Raw genomic sequence first — 18,571 nt, 5'->3', positions numbered from 1 at the left:
TCCGGGCCGGCGCCGGCCGGTCGGCCGGGCGGCCGCGATACGTTCCCGCGGGGCGCCGGACGCCTCACCCGACCGGCCGGTAATCACTCACCCGGCGGCGAGGTACCAAGCGGCGGTCAGGTCCATGTGAGCCGGGCGCCCATCCACTCCAGGGCGGCGGGCAGCTCGCGGCGCCAGCTGTCGAAGTTGTGGCCCCCGTCGTCCAGGTAGAGCGATTCGACCTTGAACTGCGGGTTGGCCGCCGACACCTGCTGGGCCAGTTCGACGAACTTCACCGTCTCCGGGTAGTCGGCCTCCTTGCGGCTGCTGATCACCATCAGCGAGAGGTTCGGCGCGGGGAGGTTCTGCAGCCGCCAGTTGAGGTCGCTGTGGTCGGCCAGCCCCTTGTCCCCGCCGAAGAGGTTGCCACCGGTGAACTGGTCCTCGGCCACCTTGAAGTCGCCGTGCATGCCCACCCCGTTGCCGAAGACCTCCGGGTAGCGCATCGCCAGCCGCATCGCGCAGCTGCCGCCGGTGGAGAAGCCGAGCACGCCCCAGGACGAGGCGGAACGGCTGACCCGGTAGGTGGCGCGCAGTGCCTCGGGCACGTCGTTGGCGAACCAGGACTCGGTGCGCGCCCCGCCGGGGACGTCCACGCACTCGGTGTTGCGCGGCGGGGCGACGGTCGGTCGGGCCATCACGATGATCGCGGGCGCCATCTTGCCGGCCTTGCGCAGCTCCCAGGCGGTCTGCGGGACGGGGAGCTCCTTCATCAGGTTCAGGCTGGTGCCGGGGAAGCCGGAGATGCCCAGCAGGACAGGGAAGCGCACCATGGCGAGCTTCGGGTCGAAGTACTCCGGCGGGAGGTAGACGAACATCTGGTCGGAGAGGCCGGTCTCCTTGCCGGTGACCCGGACGGACTCGACCTTGCCGACCTCCTCCGGCGGACCCTTGGGCAGGTCGGTGATCTCCTCCATGCCGCCCTCGTTGCTGGGCTGGACCAGCGCGTCGGAGACCGGGGTGCCGCCGTGGTGGTTCTCGTTGCTGGTGAGCGCCAGCTTGGCGCCGCCGGGGCTGAGCAGGTCGTCCCAGGAGGTGTAGAAGCCGAAGGAGTTGTTGACCGAGAGCGCAAGCACCGCCAGCACCGAGACCTGAGTGACGGTCATCAGACCGACCCGGCCGATCACCGGCAAGGGGCGCTGGCGGGCCAGCCGGGGCCAGAGCCAGAGCGTGGCGAGCAGGGCCGCCGCGCCGAGTGCGAGCAGCGAGTTCACCAACGCGTCGCTGGTCAGTTCCATGCCGTCGGCCTTCCGCTGGGACACTGTCGGGCAGGCTTCATCGTCTGGCGGTCCGTCAGTTCCGGCCATCGCGGCTAGGCTGTCCGGACGTCGGGGCAGGCCGGGAGGCCGGGGGTGATCCCACGCAACCGGCGCCCTAGAATGCGGCGTCCACCGTACGTACCGCGCATGCGGGGGCCCGTCGCGCCACGCGGTGCGGGGTCCCGGCTCCCACCCTCGGCTCAATCGCAGCGCACGCCGAACACCGGTTTACCTTCTGTTTCCGGATGTTTGGTGTGCGCATTGCCCGATGAAGGAAAAGGCATGAAGGTCCATCACAACTCCTCCCCCGGAGTGACAGGACTGCGCTCCGCAGCCTCTACGCTGAGCTTCCATGAGCGTTCCCGTGTCCGTTGAGCCGAGCCCCGAGCAGCCGCCCCGCCGCCGCGGCCTGCAGACGCTTCGTACCCAAGCGGCCGCCGTCCCGAGGGCTTGGCTCCCCGGTGCGGTCGGCTACGCGTGCCTCCTGATCGGGCTGGTGGACATCGCCAGCGCGGTGTTCCCCAGGCTTCGGCACACCAGGGTGCACGACTTCACCGGGCAGCTGCCCGGCGGCACCACCACCCTGGCCACGGCCGGCACGCTCATGGTCGGCCTGCTGCTGGTGCTGCTCGCCCACGCCCTGCGCCGCCGCAAGAAGCGGGCCTGGCGCGCGGTCTGCGTGCTGCTGCCGGTCGGCGCGGCGCTGCACATCCTGCGCTGGCACCAGATCGGCCCGGCGGTCGTCTCGCTGGTGCTGTTCGCGGTGATGCTGGTCCACCGGCGCGAGTTCTACGCCAAGGCCGACCCGCGCACCCGCTGGCGGGCCGTGGTCAACCTGGCCGTGATGGGCACCATCAGCGTGCTGATCGGCCTGCTGATCGTCTCCACCCGGACCAAGTACGAGATCGGCCACCCGGGTCTGTTCCACCGCCTGGAGCACGTCGGGTACGGGCTGTTCGGCTTCGAAGGACCGGTCGGCTACACCTCGGACAGGGTCTCCGACCTCGTCGCCTACCTGCTCGGCGGGATGGGCCTGATCACCGCCTTCACCACCGCGTACCTGGCGCTGCGGCCGGAGAAGCCCAAGCCGGAGCTGACCGCCGAGGACGAGGAGAAGGTCCGCGGGCTGCTCGACCGGCACGGCGAGCGGGACTCGCTCGGCTACTTCGCGCTGCGCCGCGACAAGAGCGTGCTGTTCTCGCCCACCGGCAAGGCGGCGATCTCGTACCGGGTGGTCTCCGGCGTGATGCTCGCCTCCGGTGACCCGGTCGGCGACGTCGAGGCCTGGCCGGGCGCGATCAAGGTCTTCATGGCCGAGGCCCGCGAGCACGCCTGGGTGCCGGCCGTGATGGGCTGCAGCGAGGTCGGCGGCGAGGTCTGGACCCGCGAGGCGGGGCTGGACGCGCTGGAGCTCGGCGACGAGGCGATCGTCGACACGAGCACCTTCTCGCTCTCCGGCCGGGCCATGCGCAACGTCCGGCAGATGGTCAAGCGGATCGAGCGCAACGGCTACTCCTGCCAGGTGCGCAAGGTCGCCGACCTCACGGCGGACGAGAGGTACCGGATCGCCGACGCCGCCGCCCGCTGGCGCGGTACCGACACCGAGCGCGGCTTCTCGATGGCGCTGGGCCGCTTCGGCGACCCGGGCGACGACGCCTGCGTGGTGGTCACCGCCCACAAGGCGCCGGAGGAGGGCGAGAGCGGCGACGACCTGAAGGCCGTGCTGCACTTCGTGCCGTGGGGGCCGGACGGCATCTCGCTGGAGCTGATGCGCCGTGACCGCGCCGCCGACCCGGGCCTGAACGAGCTGCTGATCGTGGCCGCGCTGCAGGCCGTGCCGGCGATGGGCATCCGCCGGGTCTCGCTCAACTTCGCGATGTTCCGCTCGGCGCTGGCCCGCGGTGAGCGGATCGGTGCCGGGCCGGTGCTGCGGGCCTGGCGAGGGCTGCTGGTCTTCCTCTCGCGCTGGTTCCAGATCGAGTCGCTGTACAAGTTCAACGCGAAGTTCCAGCCCGAGTGGGAGCCGCGCTTCCTGGTCTTCCCCAACACCCGCGACCTGCCCCGGATCGGGTTCGCCGCGATGCAGGCCGAGGCCTTCATCACGCTCGGGATGCCGCGCTTCGGACGCAAGCCGCAGCGGCACGGCCTGATGCCGGCGCCGTGCCCGGAGGTCACCGAGGCCGCCTGAGCCGCGCCGCACCACTGATCGGGCCCCCACCGGGAAACATCCGGTGGGGGCCCGGTTCGATAATGGCCGGTTCGATAATGGGGGGTATGAGCGATTCGCTGTCCTTCTCCCTGCCGGCCGGACTGCCGCGGCTCGACCGCTGCGCCGTGATGGGCGTGGTCAACGTGACCCCCGACTCCTTCTCCGACGGCGGGATGTGGCACGACCCCGCCCGCGCCATCGCGCACGGCCTCGCGCTGCGGGCCCGCGGCGCGGACCTGGTGGACGTCGGCGGCGAGTCCACCCGCCCGGGCTCGCAGCGGGTGCCCGAGGAGGAGGAGCTCGGCCGGGTGCTGCCGGTGGTCCGCGAACTGGCCGACGCCGGGGTGGTGGTCTCCGTCGACACCATGCGCGCCTCCGTCGCCGAGCAGGCCGTGGCGGCCGGCGCCCGGATCATCAACGACGTCTCCGGCGGCCTGGCCGACCCGGCGATGGCCCGGGTGGTGGCCGAGACCGGCGCCCCGTTCGTCGTGATGCACTGGCGCGGGCAGTCCGCCGCCATGGACGAGCTGGCGGTCTACGGCGACGTGGTGGCCGACGTGGTCGGCGAGCTGACCGCCCGGGTGGACGGGCTGCTGGCGGCCGGCGTCAAGGAGGAGCAGCTGATCCTGGACCCGGGCCTGGGTTTCGCCAAGACCGCGGAGCACAACTGGGCGCTGCTCGGCCGGCTCGACGCGCTCACCGGGCTCGGCCGTCCCGTCCTCGTCGCCGCATCGCGCAAGCGGTTCCTGGGTACGCTGCTCGCCGACCCGGAAACCGGGGAGCTGCGCCCGGCCCGGGAGCGCGACGACGCGACCGCTGCGGTGTCGGTGCTGTCGGCCCGGGCCGGCGCCTGGGCGGTGCGGGTGCACGACGTTGCCGGCACGGCGGATGCCGTCCGGGTGGTCGCGGCCTGGCAGCGCGCGGCCCGGTTGGGCCCCTCCTGCCCGACGACGGGCACGGAGGGCGGGTGAAACGGGAGGGTCTGTGGCAGGTGACGGCAGGGTGAGTGGCGAGACCGCGGGTCAACGAGCCGGAGAGGCGGACCGGGAGGCCGTACTGGAGGCCAACCGGGCGCTGTACGAGGCGCTGGAGAACGGCGATCTGGAGGCGCTCGAGGACGCCTGGCTGGGGGCCGCCGAGGCCGACGACAAGGGCGGCGTGGTGTGCGTGCACCCCGGCTGGCCGGTGCTGCGCGGGCGGGCCCAGGTGACCCGCTCGTACATGCTGATCATGGCGAACACGGAGTACATCCAGTTCATCCTGACCGATGTCGAGGCCGAGGTTCACGGCGATGTGGCTCTTGTCACGTGCACGGAGAACATCCTTTCCGGCGGGGAGGCCGAGGAGGAGGGCGAACTCGGGCCGCTGGTCGGGGGAAAGGTCGTGTCGACCAATCTCTTCCGCCGTACGCCGGGCGGCTGGAAGCTCTGGTCGCACCATGGGTCACCTGTGCTGACCAGCGGTGACGACGAGGACGAGGACTGATCCGGGGACCGTCGGGAAAACGGAGCCCGACGGTCGTCCGGGAATTTCCGATCGGTCACCGAACGTTCACGTCAATCGCCATTCCGGCGCGCGTGGCGACGGTTCGTGCCGGGTAGGACGGTCAGGCGTTGTCTGCGCTCGCAGGTAGATTCGAAACGGAGTGGCGGGCGCGATGCCCGCCTTCACCCTGCCTGCCCACGTTCCGCCGGGGCAGGGCCCGTCCGACTGGGAGCAGTGATTCGTTTGCTGGACCGCGTCACCCTGCGGGGCCTGCGTGCCCGGGGCCACCACGGCGTCTTCGAGCGCGAGCGCGTCGAGGGCCAGACCTTCGTCGTGGACCTGGTGCTCTACCTGGACACCCGCCCCGCCGCGTCCGGCGACGACCTCACCCGCACGGCGCACTACGGGATCGTGGCCGAGGAGGTCACCGCGATCATCGCCGGCGAGCCCGTCGACCTGATCGAGACCCTCGCCCAGCGCATCGCCGACCAATGCCTGAAGCACGAAGCGGTGGAGGAGGTCGAGGTCACCGTGCACAAGCCGGACGCCCCGATCACCGTGCCGTTCGACGACGTGACCGTGACCATTCACCGGGGCCGCGCATGAGCCCGACCGCGCACCTCGTTCCAGTTGCAGAGGGATTCCGATGACCACGAGCGACCCGACCGCCTCGCCGACCACATTCGACCTGGAGCGCCGGGTGGACTCGGCCGACACCACGCTGCACAGCCAGCGCTGCGCCGTGATCGCCCTCGGCTCCAACCTGGGCAACCGCCTGGACACCCTCCAGGGCGCCGTCGACGCCCTCGCCGACACTCCCGGGCTCCGGATCAAGGCGGTCTCCGCCGTCTACGAGACGGAGGCCGTCGGCGGCCCCGAGGAGCAGCCCAACTACTACAACGCGGTGGTCGTGCTGCGCACCTCGCTGCCCCCGCGCGACCTGCTGGAGCGCGGCAACGCGATCGAGGACGCCTTCGGCCGGGTCCGCACCGTCCACTGGGGCCCGCGCACTCTGGACGTCGACATCCTCGCCTACGAGGGCGTCACCAGCGACGACCCGCAGCTGCTGCTGCCGCACCCGCGCTCGCACGAGCGGGCGTTCGTGCTCGCCCCCTGGCTGGACGCCCAGCCGGAGGCCGAGGTGCCCGGGCACGGGCAGGTCGCCGCGCTGCTGCAGGCGCTCGGCGGCGCGGACGCGCAGGGCGTCCGGCGGCGCGAGGACATCCGGCTGACGCTGCCGGAGTAGGGCCTTCGGCCGCCCGCCCGGGCCCGGCCGGCCGCGCGGGGGCTCCCGCCCGGGCCGGCCGGGGAACTCGGGCGGGGCCCCGGCCGTACGACCAGGTGTCCGCCACACGCGCGGGTGCCCGCCTGGCCGGGCCGGTACGGTGGCCTGGCGCCGTTGTACCCCCAGCCCGGGGGCGGCCGCCCGACTCCGGAACCCCGGGAAGGACCATGTCCGAGTGAAGCTGCTTCGCCTCCGCCTGCTGGTCGGCATCATCGCCACGACGACGGCGCTGTCCTGGGCCGGTGCCAAGCTCTGGGCCTCCCTGGACACCCTGCCGGCCGTGCCCGGCGCGGCGCCGGTGGTCCTGGCCGCGGTGGCGGTGATCCTCTTCGCCACGGCGATCTCGCTGCGGTCCCGGCTGAAGGCGGCACGCGAGCGGCAGCCCGGGGCGAAGGGGGTGGACCCGCTGGGCGCGGCACGGGCGGTCGTCCTGGCGCAGGCGAGCGCACTGGTCTCCGCGGTGGTCACCGGCATCTACGCGGGTGCGGGGATCTACCTGCTCGGCGAGCTGGACGTGGCGGCCCGCAAGGACCAGGCCGTGACGGCCGGCCTCTCGGTGCTGGCCGGCATCGCGGTGATCGCGGCGGCGCTCTGGCTCCAGCACGTCTGCAAGCTGCCCGAGAATCACGACGACCCGAGCGGGCCGGCTGCCACACACCGCTGAGCAGGCCCCTTTCCGTGATCAGGGGCGATGCGCTCGGTGATCTTGAGTGAGAAGCCGGGCACGTGCGGTAAAGCTTGTGCAGTGTCAAGGGCCAAAGCGGACCCTGGGCTGACACGGCCCCAATTCGCACGCTAGTTTCTTGGCATGTCTCGCGGACGCCACCGTCATTCCTCCGTCCTCGGCCGGGTCTTTCCCCCCACCGCCGCCGGCGTGCTCATCGTCGCCGCGGTGGCCGCGCTGCTTTTCAGTCAGGACACCATCCTGGTCCGCTCGGTGGGCGTGGCCGCGGTGCTCGCGGCGCTCGGGATCGCGGTGCTGCTGCGCCAGCGCGACCGGGCCGCCCGGGCCGCGGCCGAGGTCTCCGTCGCCCAGCGGCTGCGGGCCGAGGAGCGCTTCGAGGAGCAGCTCGCCGAGGCCGAGTACGCGGCGGAGGTCGCCGAGGAGCGGGCCACCCGGTTCGGGCGGCGGCTGACGGCGGAGAAGTCGCGGCTGGCCAAGGCCGAGACGGAGATCGCGCGGCTGCTGCGCGAGCGGGCCGTCATGGTCGCGGAGCAGGCGCTCAAGGAGGCCGAGGCGGCGCAGCGCGCGCTCGCCGCGAGCCGCCCCAAGTACCCGGCCAGCCCGGCCGCCTTCATCCGGGCCGCCGCCGTGCTGCGGCATCTGGAGCGGCGCGCGGCGGCGCAGCAGGAGCAGCGGGAGCGTGCAGCCGGCGCGGAGGTCGCGCTGCGCGCCCGTACGGTGCCAGCGGCTGTCTCCGCGCCCGCCCCTGCGCCCGTTTCCGAGCCCGTTTCCGAGCCCGTTTCCGTGCCCGCGCCGGTGGTCTCCGCGGTGCCGGCCCCGGTGGTGCCCGCGGTGCCCGCCCCGGCGGCGTCCAGGCCCGCGGTGGCCGTACCCGCGGCTCCGGTGAGGCCGGTGCTGACGGCGACGGTCGGGCAGCTCGGTGGCGCCCAGACCGCGCCCGCGGTGCCGGCCGAGCGGCCGCGGCCGCGGCCGGCGCAGTCCGGGGCGGCGCGCGGGCACGGCTTCAGCTTCTTCGGCCGCAACTCCGCCGGTGCCGTCCGGGCGGCGGCTGCGGCCCCCGTTGTCGGCAGCGTCGCGGAGCTGGGCGAGCGTACGGACCTCGCCGACGTGGTCGGTGACGAGGCGGTGGCCGCCCAGGCCGAGGCCGCGGCACAGGCACAGGCTCAGCCGGCGGCGGCCGGTACCGGGACGGAGCCGGCCGAGGCGGCCCAGGCGGTCCAGGGGCAGCCGAAGGTGGTCGACCTGACTCCGGACGACGAGACCGAGCTGCTCCAGCTCCCGGAGCTGCGCGCCTCGCGCTGACCCCACCCACCACTGCTGCCCTCGGCGCAGGGAGCCGGCCCGGCCGGCTCCCTGCGCCGAGGTGTTGCGGGCGGGAGGCGGGGAGGGCGGTCCGGGAGGGTCTCCGGGGCGCACGGGAAGCCGGCGGTGCCGGCCTTCCGTGCACGGGCCGGGAACGGCGGAGCGCCCGGCCCCTGACGGAGGGGGGCCGGGCGCTCCGGGGGTGGCGTCAGAGCTGGACGCCGAAGTCCTGGGCGATGCCCGCGAGGCCGGAGGCGTAGCCCTGGCCGACGGCACGGAACTTCCACTCGGCGCCGTTGCGGTAGAGCTCGCCGAAGATCATGGCGGTCTCGGTGGCGGCGTCCTCGGAGAGGTCGTAGCGGGCGATCTCGGCACCGCCGGCCGCGTTGACCACGCGGATGTAGGCGTTGCGGACCTGGCCGAAGTTCTGCGACCGGGAGACGGCGTCGTAGATCGAGACCGGGAAGGTGATCTTGACGGCCTCGGCCGGCAGGCCGGCCAGGTTGACGTTGATCGCCTCGTCGTCGCCGGCGCCCTCGCCGGTGCGGTTGTCACCGGTGTGGACGACGGTGCTGTCCGGGGTGCTGGTGTTGTTGAAGAAGACGAAGTGGCTGTTGGACAGCACCTTGCCGTCGGCGTTCAGCACGATCGCGCTGGCGTCGAGGTCGAACTCGGCGCCGGTCGTGGTGCGGACGTCCCAGCCGAGACCGACGGTGACCGCGGACAGGCCGGGGGCCTCCTTGGTCAGCGAGACGTTGCCACCCTTGGAGAGGCTCACTGGCATGGTGTTTGCTGTCCCTTCGTTGCTTTGCCCGGGATAACGCGGGAGACCGTGGGCTTGGTTCCAGGCTCCCCGGCAAATTCTTTTGGGTGAATCACGTCAGGGCAATGGCCGGAACGAATTCCGATCAGATTCGCCGGAAGCGGCCCTGGAGCGACCAGATGGCCGGATTGTCGGCCAGATCGGGGTGCATGTCGAAGAGGTCGGCCAGGGTGTCCTGGAGGAAGTCGCGGGCTTCGCGCCGCAGATCGCTGTGGCGGACCACGGCGGGCTCCTCGTCCGGCAGCCACGTGGCGCTGACCTCCACCCAGTTGAAGCGGCGGGCGAACCTCAGCAGCTCCGTGTTCTGGGTGAAGTCGAGGTCGGCGGTCTGCACCCGTGCGGCGCGGCTGCCGTCGGGGTCGCGGTCCAGCTCTTCGGCGATGTCGCAGAGCGCCCAGGCGAAGTCGAGCACCGGCACCCATCCCCAGGCTGTGGACAGTTCGGTGCCGTCGCTGTCCAGGAAGACGTCGCCGCAGAACAGGTCGTACCGCAGTGCGTGCACGGAGGCGGTGCGGTAGTCGGTCTGCGGGGGGTCGGGGAAGCGGTTGGAGAGGGAGTAGCCGAGCTCGATCACGTACGCCATTGTCCTGGTAAAACCGCGTGACCGGTGCGTCCCGGGCGCGGGATGATGGGCGCATGCCTGAGCCCATCCGCGTACGGGGGTCGGTGGTCGTCCCCGACGCCGAGCTCGTCTGGCGCTTCTCGCGTTCGTCCGGCCCCGGTGGCCAGCACGTCAACACCTCCGACACCCAGGTCGAGCTGCGCTACGACCTGGCCGCCTCCGCGGCGCTGCCCGAGGTGTGGAGGCAGCGCGCCCTGGAGCGGCTGGCCGGCCGGCTGGTGGACGGGCGGGTGCTGGTGGTGCGCGCCTCCGAGCACCGCTCGCAGTGGCGCAACCGCGAGGTCGCCGCGGCCCGGCTGGCGTCGCTGCTGGGCGAGGCCACCGCGCCGCCGCCGAAGACCCGCCGGGCGACGAAGCCGAGCCGGGGCATGGTCGAGCGGCGGCTCTCCAACAAGCGGCACCGGGCCGAGCTGAAGCAGGGCCGGCGCTCCCCGAAGGGCGAGTAGGAGGGCCCGGCGGTTCAGCCGAGCTGCCGGTAGCCGCCGCGGAAGTAGAGCAGCGGGCGGCCGCCCGGGTCGGGCACGACCGCCTGCAGGACGCGCCCGAGCAGCAGGGTGTGGTCGCCGGCGGGTATCCGCTGTTCGGTGCGGCACTCCACGGTGGCGAGCGCGCCGTCGATCAGCGGTGCGTCGCTGTACGGGCCGCGGTGGTGCGGCGCGTCGGCGAACAGCAGCCGGTCGCTGAGCCGCCCCTTCATGGCGAACCTCGAGCCGAGCGCCTTCTGCTCCTCGGAGAGCAGTGACACCGCCCAGGTCTCCGTGCGGGAGAGCACCTCGTCCATCCGCGAGTCCTCGCGGACGGAGATCAGCACCAGTGGCGGCTCCAGTGACACGGAGAGGAAGGACGTGGCGGTCATGCCGACGTCCTCGCCGTCCTCCGGGTCGTGGACGGTCACCAGGCTCACGCCCGAGGCGAGCTGGGAGAGCGCCGCCCGAAACTCGTCGGGCGTCGCTTGGGAGGCAGCTTCGGGCTGCGGAGACGAGTACACGTACCGCACGGTAGTCGGCGGCGGCGCCGAAGGGCATCGGACCGTGGTCGTAGGACCAGGGCCGCAGAGGTCACGGTTCGGGGCCGGCCTAACCCCCAGGAGTGAAGGCAGGGGGCCTGCCGGCCGCCTGATGACTTCAGTGCGCGGCCAATGCGGCCGACCACCAGAAATGTTCCGATAAAGCCTTGTGTCCCGTTATGGGGCGGATGAGCTGATTAAGGGCGCATAAGTGTCGTGTGATTTAAGTCACAAGTGATGGCCTATTGCTGACCGAGCGTGCCGAACGCTGTGCTCCCTGTGATTCAGTTCTTCTGGCAATCGGACGATAACCATTCAAGAACTATCCGAAGCAGCCGGGGAGCCCCCGCATGGAAGCCGAGTCGGAGCCCTACGTCCGTCTCGCGACCCTCCGCACCTTGCACCGGGTCGTGGCGGACCTCAACGCTGCCCGCAGCCTGGCGGGCACGCTGCAGGCCGTGGTCGAGGGCGCGGTGCACGGGCTCGGGTTCGACGCCGCGGCGGTCAGCCTCGTCCGGCCGGACGGGGACCTCGTGGTGGCGGCCGTCTGGGAGCTGGAGGAGAGCGCCATGGGCGGCCCCTCCGTCCTGCTCGGCCAGGTCGGCTCGCGGGAGTCCTGGGACCGGCTGCTCGGCGTCAGCGACCACTGGGGCACGCTCCGCTTCCTCCCCTACGACCGCGGCTGGGCCGTGGCCAGCGACATCCCGCGGTGGATCGGCGACGGCCCGATGCCCGTCTACGCCAACGACTGGCACCCCGCCGACGGTCTGCTCGCCCCGATGTACAGCGCCGGCGGGGACCTGCTCGGCGTCCTCTCGGTGGACCGCCCGCGCAGCGGCAAGCGGCCCGGAGCCTGGACCAGGGAGGCGCTGGAGATGTTCTCGCTCCAGGCCTCCATCGCGATCGGCAACGCCCGGCTGCGGGCCGAGATGCAACGCGCGCTGGCCCGCCTGGAGAAGGAACAGCAGGCGCTGCGGGCCAGTGAGGAGAGCTTCCGCCAGGCCTTCGAGTACGCGCCCAGCGGGATGGCCATCACCGAGCTGCACGGTGCCGGCCGCGGTCAGCTGACCAGGGTCAACGACGCGCTCTGCCGCCTGCTCGGCCGCCCCCGCGCGGTACTGCGCCAGCAGAGCTTCGCCGACCTCGTCCACCCGGACGACCGCGCGCTGCTGGAGCGCACCAGCGCCGAGAGCGGCCGGGCGGAACTGCGGCTCTCCCGGCGCGACGGCGGCTACCAGTGGGTCTGCCTGCGCAACTCGATCGTCGCCGACGCGGCCGAGGGCCCGAGCTTCCTGCTCACCCACGTCGAGGACATCGAGGACCGGAAGCGGCACGAGCTCCAGCTCGCCCACCGGGCCAGCCACGACGCGCTCACCGGGCTCCCGAACAGCGCCGAGCTGAAGGCCCGGCTGGGGCGGCGGCTCTGCAACGAACCGCAGAACGTCGGCGCCGTCGCGGCCACGGCGGCCGGGCTCGGCGAGGGCGCGTACCCGCAGCCGTACGCCGGCTACCCCGCCGACTCCTACAGCGCGCACGCCGCGTACGACGGCTTGGAGGGGGGCGACCCGTTCTCCGCGCCCGTCCACCACTACGGCGCGGTCGACGGCTACGCGCTGCCGCCCGCCGCGCCGGGCGGGTACGGGGATCACGTGCACGCGGTGGTCCCGGCCGACCACGGGGCGGGCGACGTCTGGTCGGGCCCGTTCCGCTCGGGTGCGGCGGCCGTGGTGGACAAGGGGCTCGCGGTGATCTTCTGCGACCTCGACGGGTTCAAGTCGATCAACGACCGGTTCGGTCACAACGCGGGCGACGCCGTCCTCGTCGAGGTGGCCCGCCGGCTCAGCCAGGCGGTGCGGGACGGCGACACGGTGGCCCGGCTCGGCGGCGACGAGTTCGTGGTGCTGGCCGACGGCATCGGCCGCGAGGAGGCCAAGGACCTCGCCCACCGGCTGCGCAACGCGATCATCCCGCCGATGCGGATCGACGGCCGGGCGATGCGGGTCGGCGTCAGCCTCGGCATCGGCTGGGCGGGCTGCGGGATGAGCATCGAGGAGGTCCTGCACACCGCCGACGAGCGGATGTACGACGAGAAGCGGGCCCGGGGCGGTTCGGTGCGCGGGGCACGGGGCGAGCGCTCGCACCGCCGGGCCGGTTAGGTCCTGTCCGGCCGTCGGCCGGGGCAAAGCTACCGGCGGGTTGTCAAGGGGTCTTTCCGGGGCGTCCCCGGCGGCAGGTAGGGTTCCCGGGTACGAGCGACCACTGGCGCCGGCGGCACGGAAGTCCGGCGACGCGAACGCGATGGGGGAGTTGACCACCGTGACGACCGCCGGCAGCAACGGAGTGCCCGAGAGCCCGGAGGGCGGTGCCCCGCAGGACGACGACCCCTTCGGTTACCTCTACCGTCCGGCCGACGGCAGTGCCGCGCAGTCGGCCGAGCCGCAGCAGGGCGTGCCCCGCACGTCGTACAACCGCCCGATGGAGGTCGGCCGCGCCCAGTACGGGCAGCAGCCGTACCCGCCGCAGCAGCGCCAGCAGCCGTACCCCCCGCAGCAGCAGGGGTACCCGCAGTCCGGCCAGGGCGGTCAGCCGTACGGGCAGCAGCCCGAGTACGGCGGCGGCGCGACCACCCAGCAGGCCCGGTACGCCGAGCGCTCCCGGCCGCAGCCGGGGGAGGAGCGGCCGAGCGGCGGGCGGAGCAAGGGCGCGGTGATCGGCGCCGTGGCGGTGGTCGCGGCCATCGCGATCGGTGCGGGCATAGCGCTCTCCACCGGGGACCCGGACGGCGACAAGAACGCCAAGAACGGCGGCCAGACCACCGCGCCGGCCGCCCCGAGCAGCGGCACCGGCTCGGGTTCGGGCAGCCCGTCGGCCGGCGGTTCGCCGTCGGCCGGCGCGTCCGCCACCGCCGGGCCGTTCACCGTCGACGCCGCGCAGCTGCAGGGGCAGAACGCGCCGTCCGGCAACACCGTCAAGGGCGCCAAGTCGGCGGACGGGAGCTATCTGACGCTGCAGCCGGGCTCCACCGTGAGCTGGACCGGGGACATCGCCACGGCCGGTACGTACAAGCTGACCGTGCACTTCAACAACGCGGCGGCCGACGTGAAGGCCTCGGCCTCGGTCAACGGCAAGGACTGGCCGAGCGGGCTGAAGTTCCAGAACTACTCGCCCGGCCAGGACCCGGCGTCCTCGTGGTTCAAGACGTTCATCCTCCCGCCGATGCAGGCCGGTTCGAACACCGTCACCATCTCGAACCCGAGCGGGCCGGTGCTGATCGACCAGATCACGGTGGAGCCGTACAGCACCTGACGACGGCGCCCGGACGCGTGACGGCCGCCCGTTCCCCTCGGGGAGCGGGCGGCCGTCGTCCTGTGACCGGAGGTCCGTCAGGCGGGCTTGACCGTGGCGAACCGGTCTCCGCCGGTGATCCACTCGCCGCGGCGCATCACGGCGGCGAGGTCGTAGGTGACGGAGTCGACCACGACGAGGTCGGCGTTCTTGCCGGTCTCCAGTGAGCCGACGGTGTCGGCGAGGCCGAGCAGGCGGGCGGGGACGGCGCAGAGCGACTCGACGGCCTGGTTCGGGGTCAGGCCGTTGACGGTGACGGAGCGTTTGAACGCGACGTCCAGGGTGAGCGTGGAGCCGGCGATCGCGCCGCCCTCGACCAGGCGGGCCACGCCGTTCCTGACCTCGACCTGGAGGGGGCCGAGGGGGTAGAGGCCGTCGCCCATGCCGGCGGCGCCCATGGCGTCGGTGATCAGGGCGACGCGGGAGGCGCCGGCGGTGCGGTAGGCGAGGTCGAGGACGGAGGGGTGCAGGTGTACGCCGTCGTTGATCAGTTCGACGGTGATGCGTTCGTCCTCGAGGAGGGCGACGATGGGGCCGGGGGCGCGGTGGGCGATGCCGGGCATGGCGTTGAAGAGGTGGGTGGCGACGGTGGCGCCGGCCTCGATGGCTTCGAGGGTCTTGGTGTAGTCGGAGTCGGTGTGGCCGACGGCGGCGATGACGCCGAGGTCGGTGAGCATCCGGACGGAGTCGAGGCCGCCGGGGAGTTCGGGGGCGAGGGTGACCATGGTGGCGTGGCCGCGGGCGGCGTCGACGAGCTTGCGCACGAGGGCGGGGTCGGGGTCGCGGAGCAGGTCGGGGCGGTGGGCGCCGCAGCGGCCCGGGGAGATGAACGGGCCCTCGAAGTGGATGCCGGCCAGGGTGCCGTCCTCGGCGAGTTCGGACAGGACGTGGGCCTGGCGGGCGATGTCGTCGATCTCGCCGGTGACGGTGGAGGCGACGGTGGTGGTGGTGCCGTGTTCGAGGTGGGTGCGGGCGGCGTGCAGGGCCTCCTCGGCGATGCCGGAGGCGTAGGAGGCGCCGCCGCCGCCGTGGACGTGCAGGTCGACGAAGCCGGGGAGGACGGTGTACCCGGTGAGGTCGAGGTCGCCGGGTTCGGTGGCGCCGCCGAGGCCGGCGATGCGGGTGCCCTCGATCGCGAGGCGGTCCCCGTCCACGACACCGCCGGGCAGGACGAGGCGGGCGCCGGACAGGGCGGTGCCCCGCGACAGGGCCGCTGATTGAATCCGCGCGGTCACGCGGTCACCTCCAAGGAGAGCAGATCCCAGGCGAGCAGGCCCGCGCCGAGGGATGCGGCGGTGTCTTTGAGCATGGCGGGTACGACTTCGGGGGGCATCTGGAAGGTCAGTCGCTCGCCGACGGCCGCGCGCAGGGGCGTGAAGAGGGTGTCGCCGGCCTCGGCGAGGCCGCCGCCGACGATCACCGTGGACGGGTCGAGCAGGCTCTGGGCGAGCACGATGCCGTCGGCGAGGGCGTCCACCGCGTGCTGCCAGACCGCGGCCGCGCGCTCGTCCCCGGCGTCCACCGCGACGGCGCAGGATGCCGCGTCGGCGTCGGGGTCCCCGCTGGCCTCGGCCCAGGCACGGGAGACGGCGGAGGCGGAGGCGAGGGTCTCCAGGCAGCCCCGGGCGCCGCAGCCGCACTGCGGGCCGCCCGGCCGGACGACGACGTGGCCGATCTCGCCGCCGTAGCCGTGGGCACCGGCCTCGATCCGGCCGTCGATGCCGATGGCGCCGGCGATGCCGGTGCCCAGCGCGATGAACAGGAAGCGTCCGACGCCCCGGCCGGCGCCGAGGCGGCCCTCGGCGAGACCGCCGGACCGCACGTCGTGGCCGAGGGCGACCGGCATCGCGACACCGCCCGGACCGGCCAGCCGCTCGCCCAGCAGCTTGCGCAGCGGCAGGTCCCGCCAGCCGAGGTTGGCGGAGAAGACCGCGATGCCGTTCTTCTCGTCGATCGTCCCCGGGACGGCGACGCCCGCCGCCAGCGGGGCGACGCCGAAGCGGCCGCGGCCTTCGTCCGCCAGGTCGGCGGCGAAGTCGAGGATGGCGGCGACGACGGCATCCGTGCCGTTCTCCCGCCCGGTCGGTCGGCGTGCTTCGAACAGCACGGAGCCGTCCTGGGCGAGCAGCGCGGCCTTCATGCCGGTGCCGCCTACATCGAGTGCGATGACGTGCTTCACGGAGGACAGTTTCCCTTGGCTGGGCCGGAGAGGTCTAGTCCAGTTCTCGGATTGGTCTGGTCCAAAGTAGGTGAGCTTTGTCGCAGAACCATGTGGTGTGCGGCGCTTTGCGCGCGCCGTCGCGGGCTCCCGGCCGGCCGGCCCCGGGGCCGGATCCGGGTCGGTTCGCGCCTGGTCGGCCTCGATTCGTTGCGCATCGTGCAACGACCTCCGCACTTCGATAACTACCCCGCGGGTACGGCCCGGAGGTCTGGACCACTGTGCAGGGCTTTTGGCAGTGTGGCGCTCCCCCCCCGTCGGATTCCACCCGTCCGGCTGCTTTCTTCTCCCTCGAAGGCGGTACCCGCGTTGAACAGGCGCGCCCAGGTCCCCACCCGGCTGCTCGGCACCGCGCTGGCCGGAGCGCTGCTGCTCACCGGCTGCAGCGGCCAGGACCACCGGACGGTCACCCTCAGGCTGGTGGCGGCCGACTACGGCGAGGACGCGGCGACCAGCTCCAAGCAGTACTGGGACGACGTCGCGCGCCGCTTCGAGAACGGGAACCCGGGCATCAAGGTGGACGTCGAGGTGGTCGGCTGGACCGACATCGGCAAGCGGGTGGGCGACCTGGTGGACAGCGGAAAGTCCCCCGACCTGGTGCAGACCGGCGGCTTCGCCGACCAGGTCGCCGCGAACCGGCTCTACCCCGCCGCGGACGTGCTCTCGCTGGACACCCAGGCCAACATGATGGAGTCGTTCAACCACGCCGGGCAGGTGCTCGGCACCCAGTACGGCATCCCCTTCGTCTCCTCCTCGCGGGTGCTCTTCTACAACAAGGCGATCTTCAGGCAGGCCGGGATCACCCAGCCGCCGGCCACCTGGAACGAGCTGAAGCAGGCCGCGGAGAAGATCAAGGCCAAGGTGCCCGGGGTCACGCCGTACGGGCTGCCGCTCGGGCCCGAGGAGGCGCCGGCCGAGTCGATGCTCTGGACGCTGAGCGGTGGCGGCAGCCTCTCCGACGACGTCGGCAACTACACCATCGACAGCGCCCAGAACCAGGTGACCTTCAGCTGGCTGAAGACCAACCTGGTGGATGCCAGGCTGACGTACCCCGAGCCGGGAAGGATGAACCGGACGCCGGTGTTCACCGACTTCACGGCGGGCAAGGTCGCGATGCTGAACGGGCACCCGACGCTGCTGCGGATGGCCGCCAACGCGAAGGTCGACTTCGGGACGGCGCCGATCCCCAAGAAGGACGGCCTGGCCAGGACGGGCAGCCTCGGGGTGGCCGACTGGATGATGGCGTTCAAGGCCAACGGCCACAAGAACGAGATCCGCAAGTTCCTGAGCTTCGTCTACGCGAAGGACAACCAGCTCAAGTTCGACGGGACGTACAACCTGCTGCCGGTCACCCAGGACGCCTTCACGGAGATGACCGCGGACGGCAAGCACGAGGACCTGAAGCAGTTCGCGTCCGGGCTGACCAACGCCAGCTTCTACCCGTTCGGTGACCCGGCCTGGGTCGACGTCAGCAACCGGATCAAGGCGGGGATCGGCGGGGCCGTGACCGGGGACGCCAAGCAGGTGCTGGAGGGGCTGCAGGAGGCCGCGGTCAAGGAGGCCGCCCGGGTCCGGAAGTGAACCCGGGGGCCGCCGGGTGCTGCGTCAGAGGGTGATCGCGTAGGCCTTGCGCAGGGTCTCGTGGACCGTCCAGGTGGTGCGGTCACCGGCGCGCAGGACGGCGCAGTCGCCCGGGCCGACGTGCAGGGTCGGGCCGCCCTCGATCTCGATGGTGGCCCGGCCGCTCAGCACCACGAACAGCTCGTCCGCCTCGACGTCGGTGACCACGCCCGGGGTGATCTGCCAGATGCCGCGGAGCTGGCGGCCGTCGGGGGACTCGGAGAGCACGCGGCCGGAGACCTCGGGGGTGCCGGAGACGATCTGGGCCGGGTCCAGCGGGTCGGGTTCGAGGTCGGCGGTGGGGATGTGCAGCGCGAAACTTTCGGTCATGGGCCGACGCTAGTGGGGGAGCGGGCGTCGTGCGGGGCGCAGAGTGTGTCGGGTGCGCGGGGGACAATGACACTCCGTAGTGGTGGGCGGAGGTGGAGCGTGGACGAGCTGAGCGAGCGGGACCGGGCGGTGCTGGAGCTCGAAGGACGCCAGTGGCGTACAGCGGGGGCCAAGGAGCGGGCCGTCCGGGAGGAGCTGGGGCTCTCCGGTACGCGGTACTACCAGCTTCTGAACGCCCTGCTGGACCGGCCGGAGGCGCTGGCGTACGCGCCGGTCCTGGTGAACCGGCTGCGGCGGGTGCGGGAGGCCCGGCGGGGAGCCCGGTAGCCCGGCGGGTGCTTCG

Annotated in this window: 19 protein-coding genes; 12 read left to right on the top strand and 7 right to left on the bottom strand. The window is 72.6% G+C overall.

Features of this window, described 5'->3' with window-relative positions; genetic code table 11:
* Window positions 1-116: 116 nt before the first annotated feature.
* Window positions 117-1,277: an alpha/beta hydrolase gene (locus OG286_RS17885; protein ID WP_396325396.1), complete on the bottom strand. Its 1,161-nt coding sequence runs from the start codon at window positions 1,275-1,277 to the stop codon at window positions 117-119.
* 373 nt (window positions 1,278-1,650) lie between these two features.
* On the opposite strand from OG286_RS17885, the gene OG286_RS17880 reads away from it, so the two are divergent.
* The 7 genes from OG286_RS17880 to OG286_RS17850 all read left to right on the top strand — a co-directional run bounded on the left by OG286_RS17880 (window position 1,651) and on the right by OG286_RS17850 (window position 8,264).
* Window positions 1,651-3,486 (top strand): phosphatidylglycerol lysyltransferase domain-containing protein, encoded by a 1,836-nt coding sequence (locus OG286_RS17880; protein ID WP_396325394.1) that lies wholly within the window; start codon window positions 1,651-1,653, stop codon window positions 3,484-3,486.
* A gap of 86 nt (window positions 3,487-3,572) precedes the next feature.
* A complete protein-coding gene (gene folP, locus OG286_RS17875; RefSeq protein ID WP_396325393.1) occupies window positions 3,573-4,478 on the top strand; it encodes a dihydropteroate synthase in 906 nt (301 codons plus the stop codon).
* A gap of 31 nt (window positions 4,479-4,509) precedes the next feature.
* A complete protein-coding gene (locus OG286_RS17870; protein WP_396325392.1) occupies window positions 4,510-4,992 on the top strand; it encodes a nuclear transport factor 2 family protein in 483 nt (160 codons plus the stop codon).
* A gap of 246 nt (window positions 4,993-5,238) precedes the next feature.
* On the top strand, window positions 5,239-5,598 hold the full coding sequence (gene folB, locus OG286_RS17865; protein ID WP_030059580.1) for a dihydroneopterin aldolase: 360 nt from the start codon (window positions 5,239-5,241) through the stop codon (window positions 5,596-5,598).
* A 40-nt stretch (window positions 5,599-5,638) separates the two neighbouring features.
* Window positions 5,639-6,238, top strand: coding sequence for a 2-amino-4-hydroxy-6-hydroxymethyldihydropteridine diphosphokinase (gene folK, locus OG286_RS17860; RefSeq protein ID WP_396325391.1), 600 nt, complete (start codon window positions 5,639-5,641; stop codon window positions 6,236-6,238).
* A 214-nt stretch (window positions 6,239-6,452) separates the two neighbouring features.
* Entirely contained in the window at window positions 6,453-6,941 is a 489-nt protein-coding gene (locus tag OG286_RS17855; RefSeq protein WP_396325390.1) for a DUF3180 domain-containing protein, read from the top strand.
* 144 nt (window positions 6,942-7,085) lie between these two features.
* A complete protein-coding gene (locus OG286_RS17850) occupies window positions 7,086-8,264 on the top strand; it encodes a hypothetical protein (RefSeq protein WP_405360956.1) in 1,179 nt (392 codons plus the stop codon).
* 208 nt (window positions 8,265-8,472) lie between these two features.
* On the opposite strand, the gene OG286_RS17845 is transcribed toward OG286_RS17850, so the two are convergent.
* The gene (locus OG286_RS17845) at window positions 8,473-9,048 is read right to left on the bottom strand and encodes a TerD family protein (protein WP_396325388.1); all 576 of its coding nucleotides are present in this window, start codon (window positions 9,046-9,048) and stop codon (window positions 8,473-8,475) included.
* 124 nt (window positions 9,049-9,172) lie between these two features.
* Window positions 9,173-9,661, bottom strand: coding sequence for a hypothetical protein (locus tag OG286_RS17840; RefSeq protein ID WP_396325442.1), 489 nt, complete (start codon window positions 9,659-9,661; stop codon window positions 9,173-9,175).
* Window positions 9,662-9,723: 62 nt separating this feature from the next.
* On the opposite strand from OG286_RS17840, the gene arfB reads away from it, so the two are divergent.
* Window positions 9,724-10,155, top strand: a complete 432-nt coding sequence (arfB, locus tag OG286_RS17835) for an alternative ribosome rescue aminoacyl-tRNA hydrolase ArfB (protein WP_396325387.1) — start codon at window positions 9,724-9,726, stop codon at window positions 10,153-10,155.
* 14 nt (window positions 10,156-10,169) lie between these two features.
* Here arfB and OG286_RS17830 read toward each other — a convergent pair whose 3' ends face one another.
* Entirely contained in the window at window positions 10,170-10,697 is a 528-nt protein-coding gene (locus OG286_RS17830; protein ID WP_396325386.1) for a flavin reductase family protein, read from the bottom strand.
* Window positions 10,698-11,065: 368 nt separating this feature from the next.
* Between OG286_RS17830 and OG286_RS17825 the strand changes: the two genes are divergently transcribed.
* Window positions 11,066-12,871: a diguanylate cyclase domain-containing protein gene (locus OG286_RS17825; RefSeq protein WP_396325385.1), complete on the top strand. Its 1,806-nt coding sequence runs from the start codon at window positions 11,066-11,068 to the stop codon at window positions 12,869-12,871.
* Between the two features lie 151 nt (window positions 12,872-13,022).
* On the top strand, window positions 13,023-14,021 hold the full coding sequence (locus OG286_RS17820; RefSeq protein WP_405360959.1) for a hypothetical protein: 999 nt from the start codon (window positions 13,023-13,025) through the stop codon (window positions 14,019-14,021).
* Window positions 14,022-14,098: 77 nt separating this feature from the next.
* Here the strand turns inward: OG286_RS17820 and nagA are convergent, their stop codons facing one another.
* Window positions 14,099-15,295: an N-acetylglucosamine-6-phosphate deacetylase gene (gene nagA / locus OG286_RS17815; RefSeq protein ID WP_405365467.1), complete on the bottom strand. Its 1,197-nt coding sequence runs from the start codon at window positions 15,293-15,295 to the stop codon at window positions 14,099-14,101.
* Window positions 15,292-16,239, bottom strand: coding sequence for an ROK family protein (locus OG286_RS17810; protein ID WP_396324358.1), 948 nt, complete (start codon window positions 16,237-16,239; stop codon window positions 15,292-15,294). The genes nagA and OG286_RS17810 overlap by 4 nt, the downstream gene beginning before the upstream one ends.
* Before the next feature lie 348 nt (window positions 16,240-16,587).
* On the opposite strand from OG286_RS17810, the gene OG286_RS17805 reads away from it, so the two are divergent.
* Window positions 16,588-17,859: an extracellular solute-binding protein gene (locus OG286_RS17805; protein WP_405360963.1), complete on the top strand. Its 1,272-nt coding sequence runs from the start codon at window positions 16,588-16,590 to the stop codon at window positions 17,857-17,859.
* Between the two features lie 24 nt (window positions 17,860-17,883).
* Here the strand turns inward: OG286_RS17805 and OG286_RS17800 are convergent, their stop codons facing one another.
* Window positions 17,884-18,228 carry a cupin domain-containing protein gene (locus tag OG286_RS17800; protein WP_396324360.1) on the bottom strand — a complete coding sequence of 115 codons (345 nt, stop codon included), beginning with the start codon at window positions 18,226-18,228 and terminating at the stop codon, window positions 17,884-17,886.
* 66 nt (window positions 18,229-18,294) lie between these two features.
* Between OG286_RS17800 and OG286_RS17795 the strand changes: the two genes are divergently transcribed.
* Window positions 18,295-18,555, top strand: coding sequence for a DUF3263 domain-containing protein (locus OG286_RS17795; RefSeq protein WP_396324361.1), 261 nt, complete (start codon window positions 18,295-18,297; stop codon window positions 18,553-18,555).
* Window positions 18,556-18,571: the final 16 nt, after the last annotated feature.

It is taken from the genome of Kitasatospora sp. NBC_00039, assembly GCF_045160625.1.
In the GTDB taxonomy this organism is placed as follows: domain Bacteria; phylum Actinomycetota; class Actinomycetes; order Streptomycetales; family Streptomycetaceae; genus Kitasatospora.
This window is presented reverse-complemented; position numbering and strand designations above follow the sequence as displayed.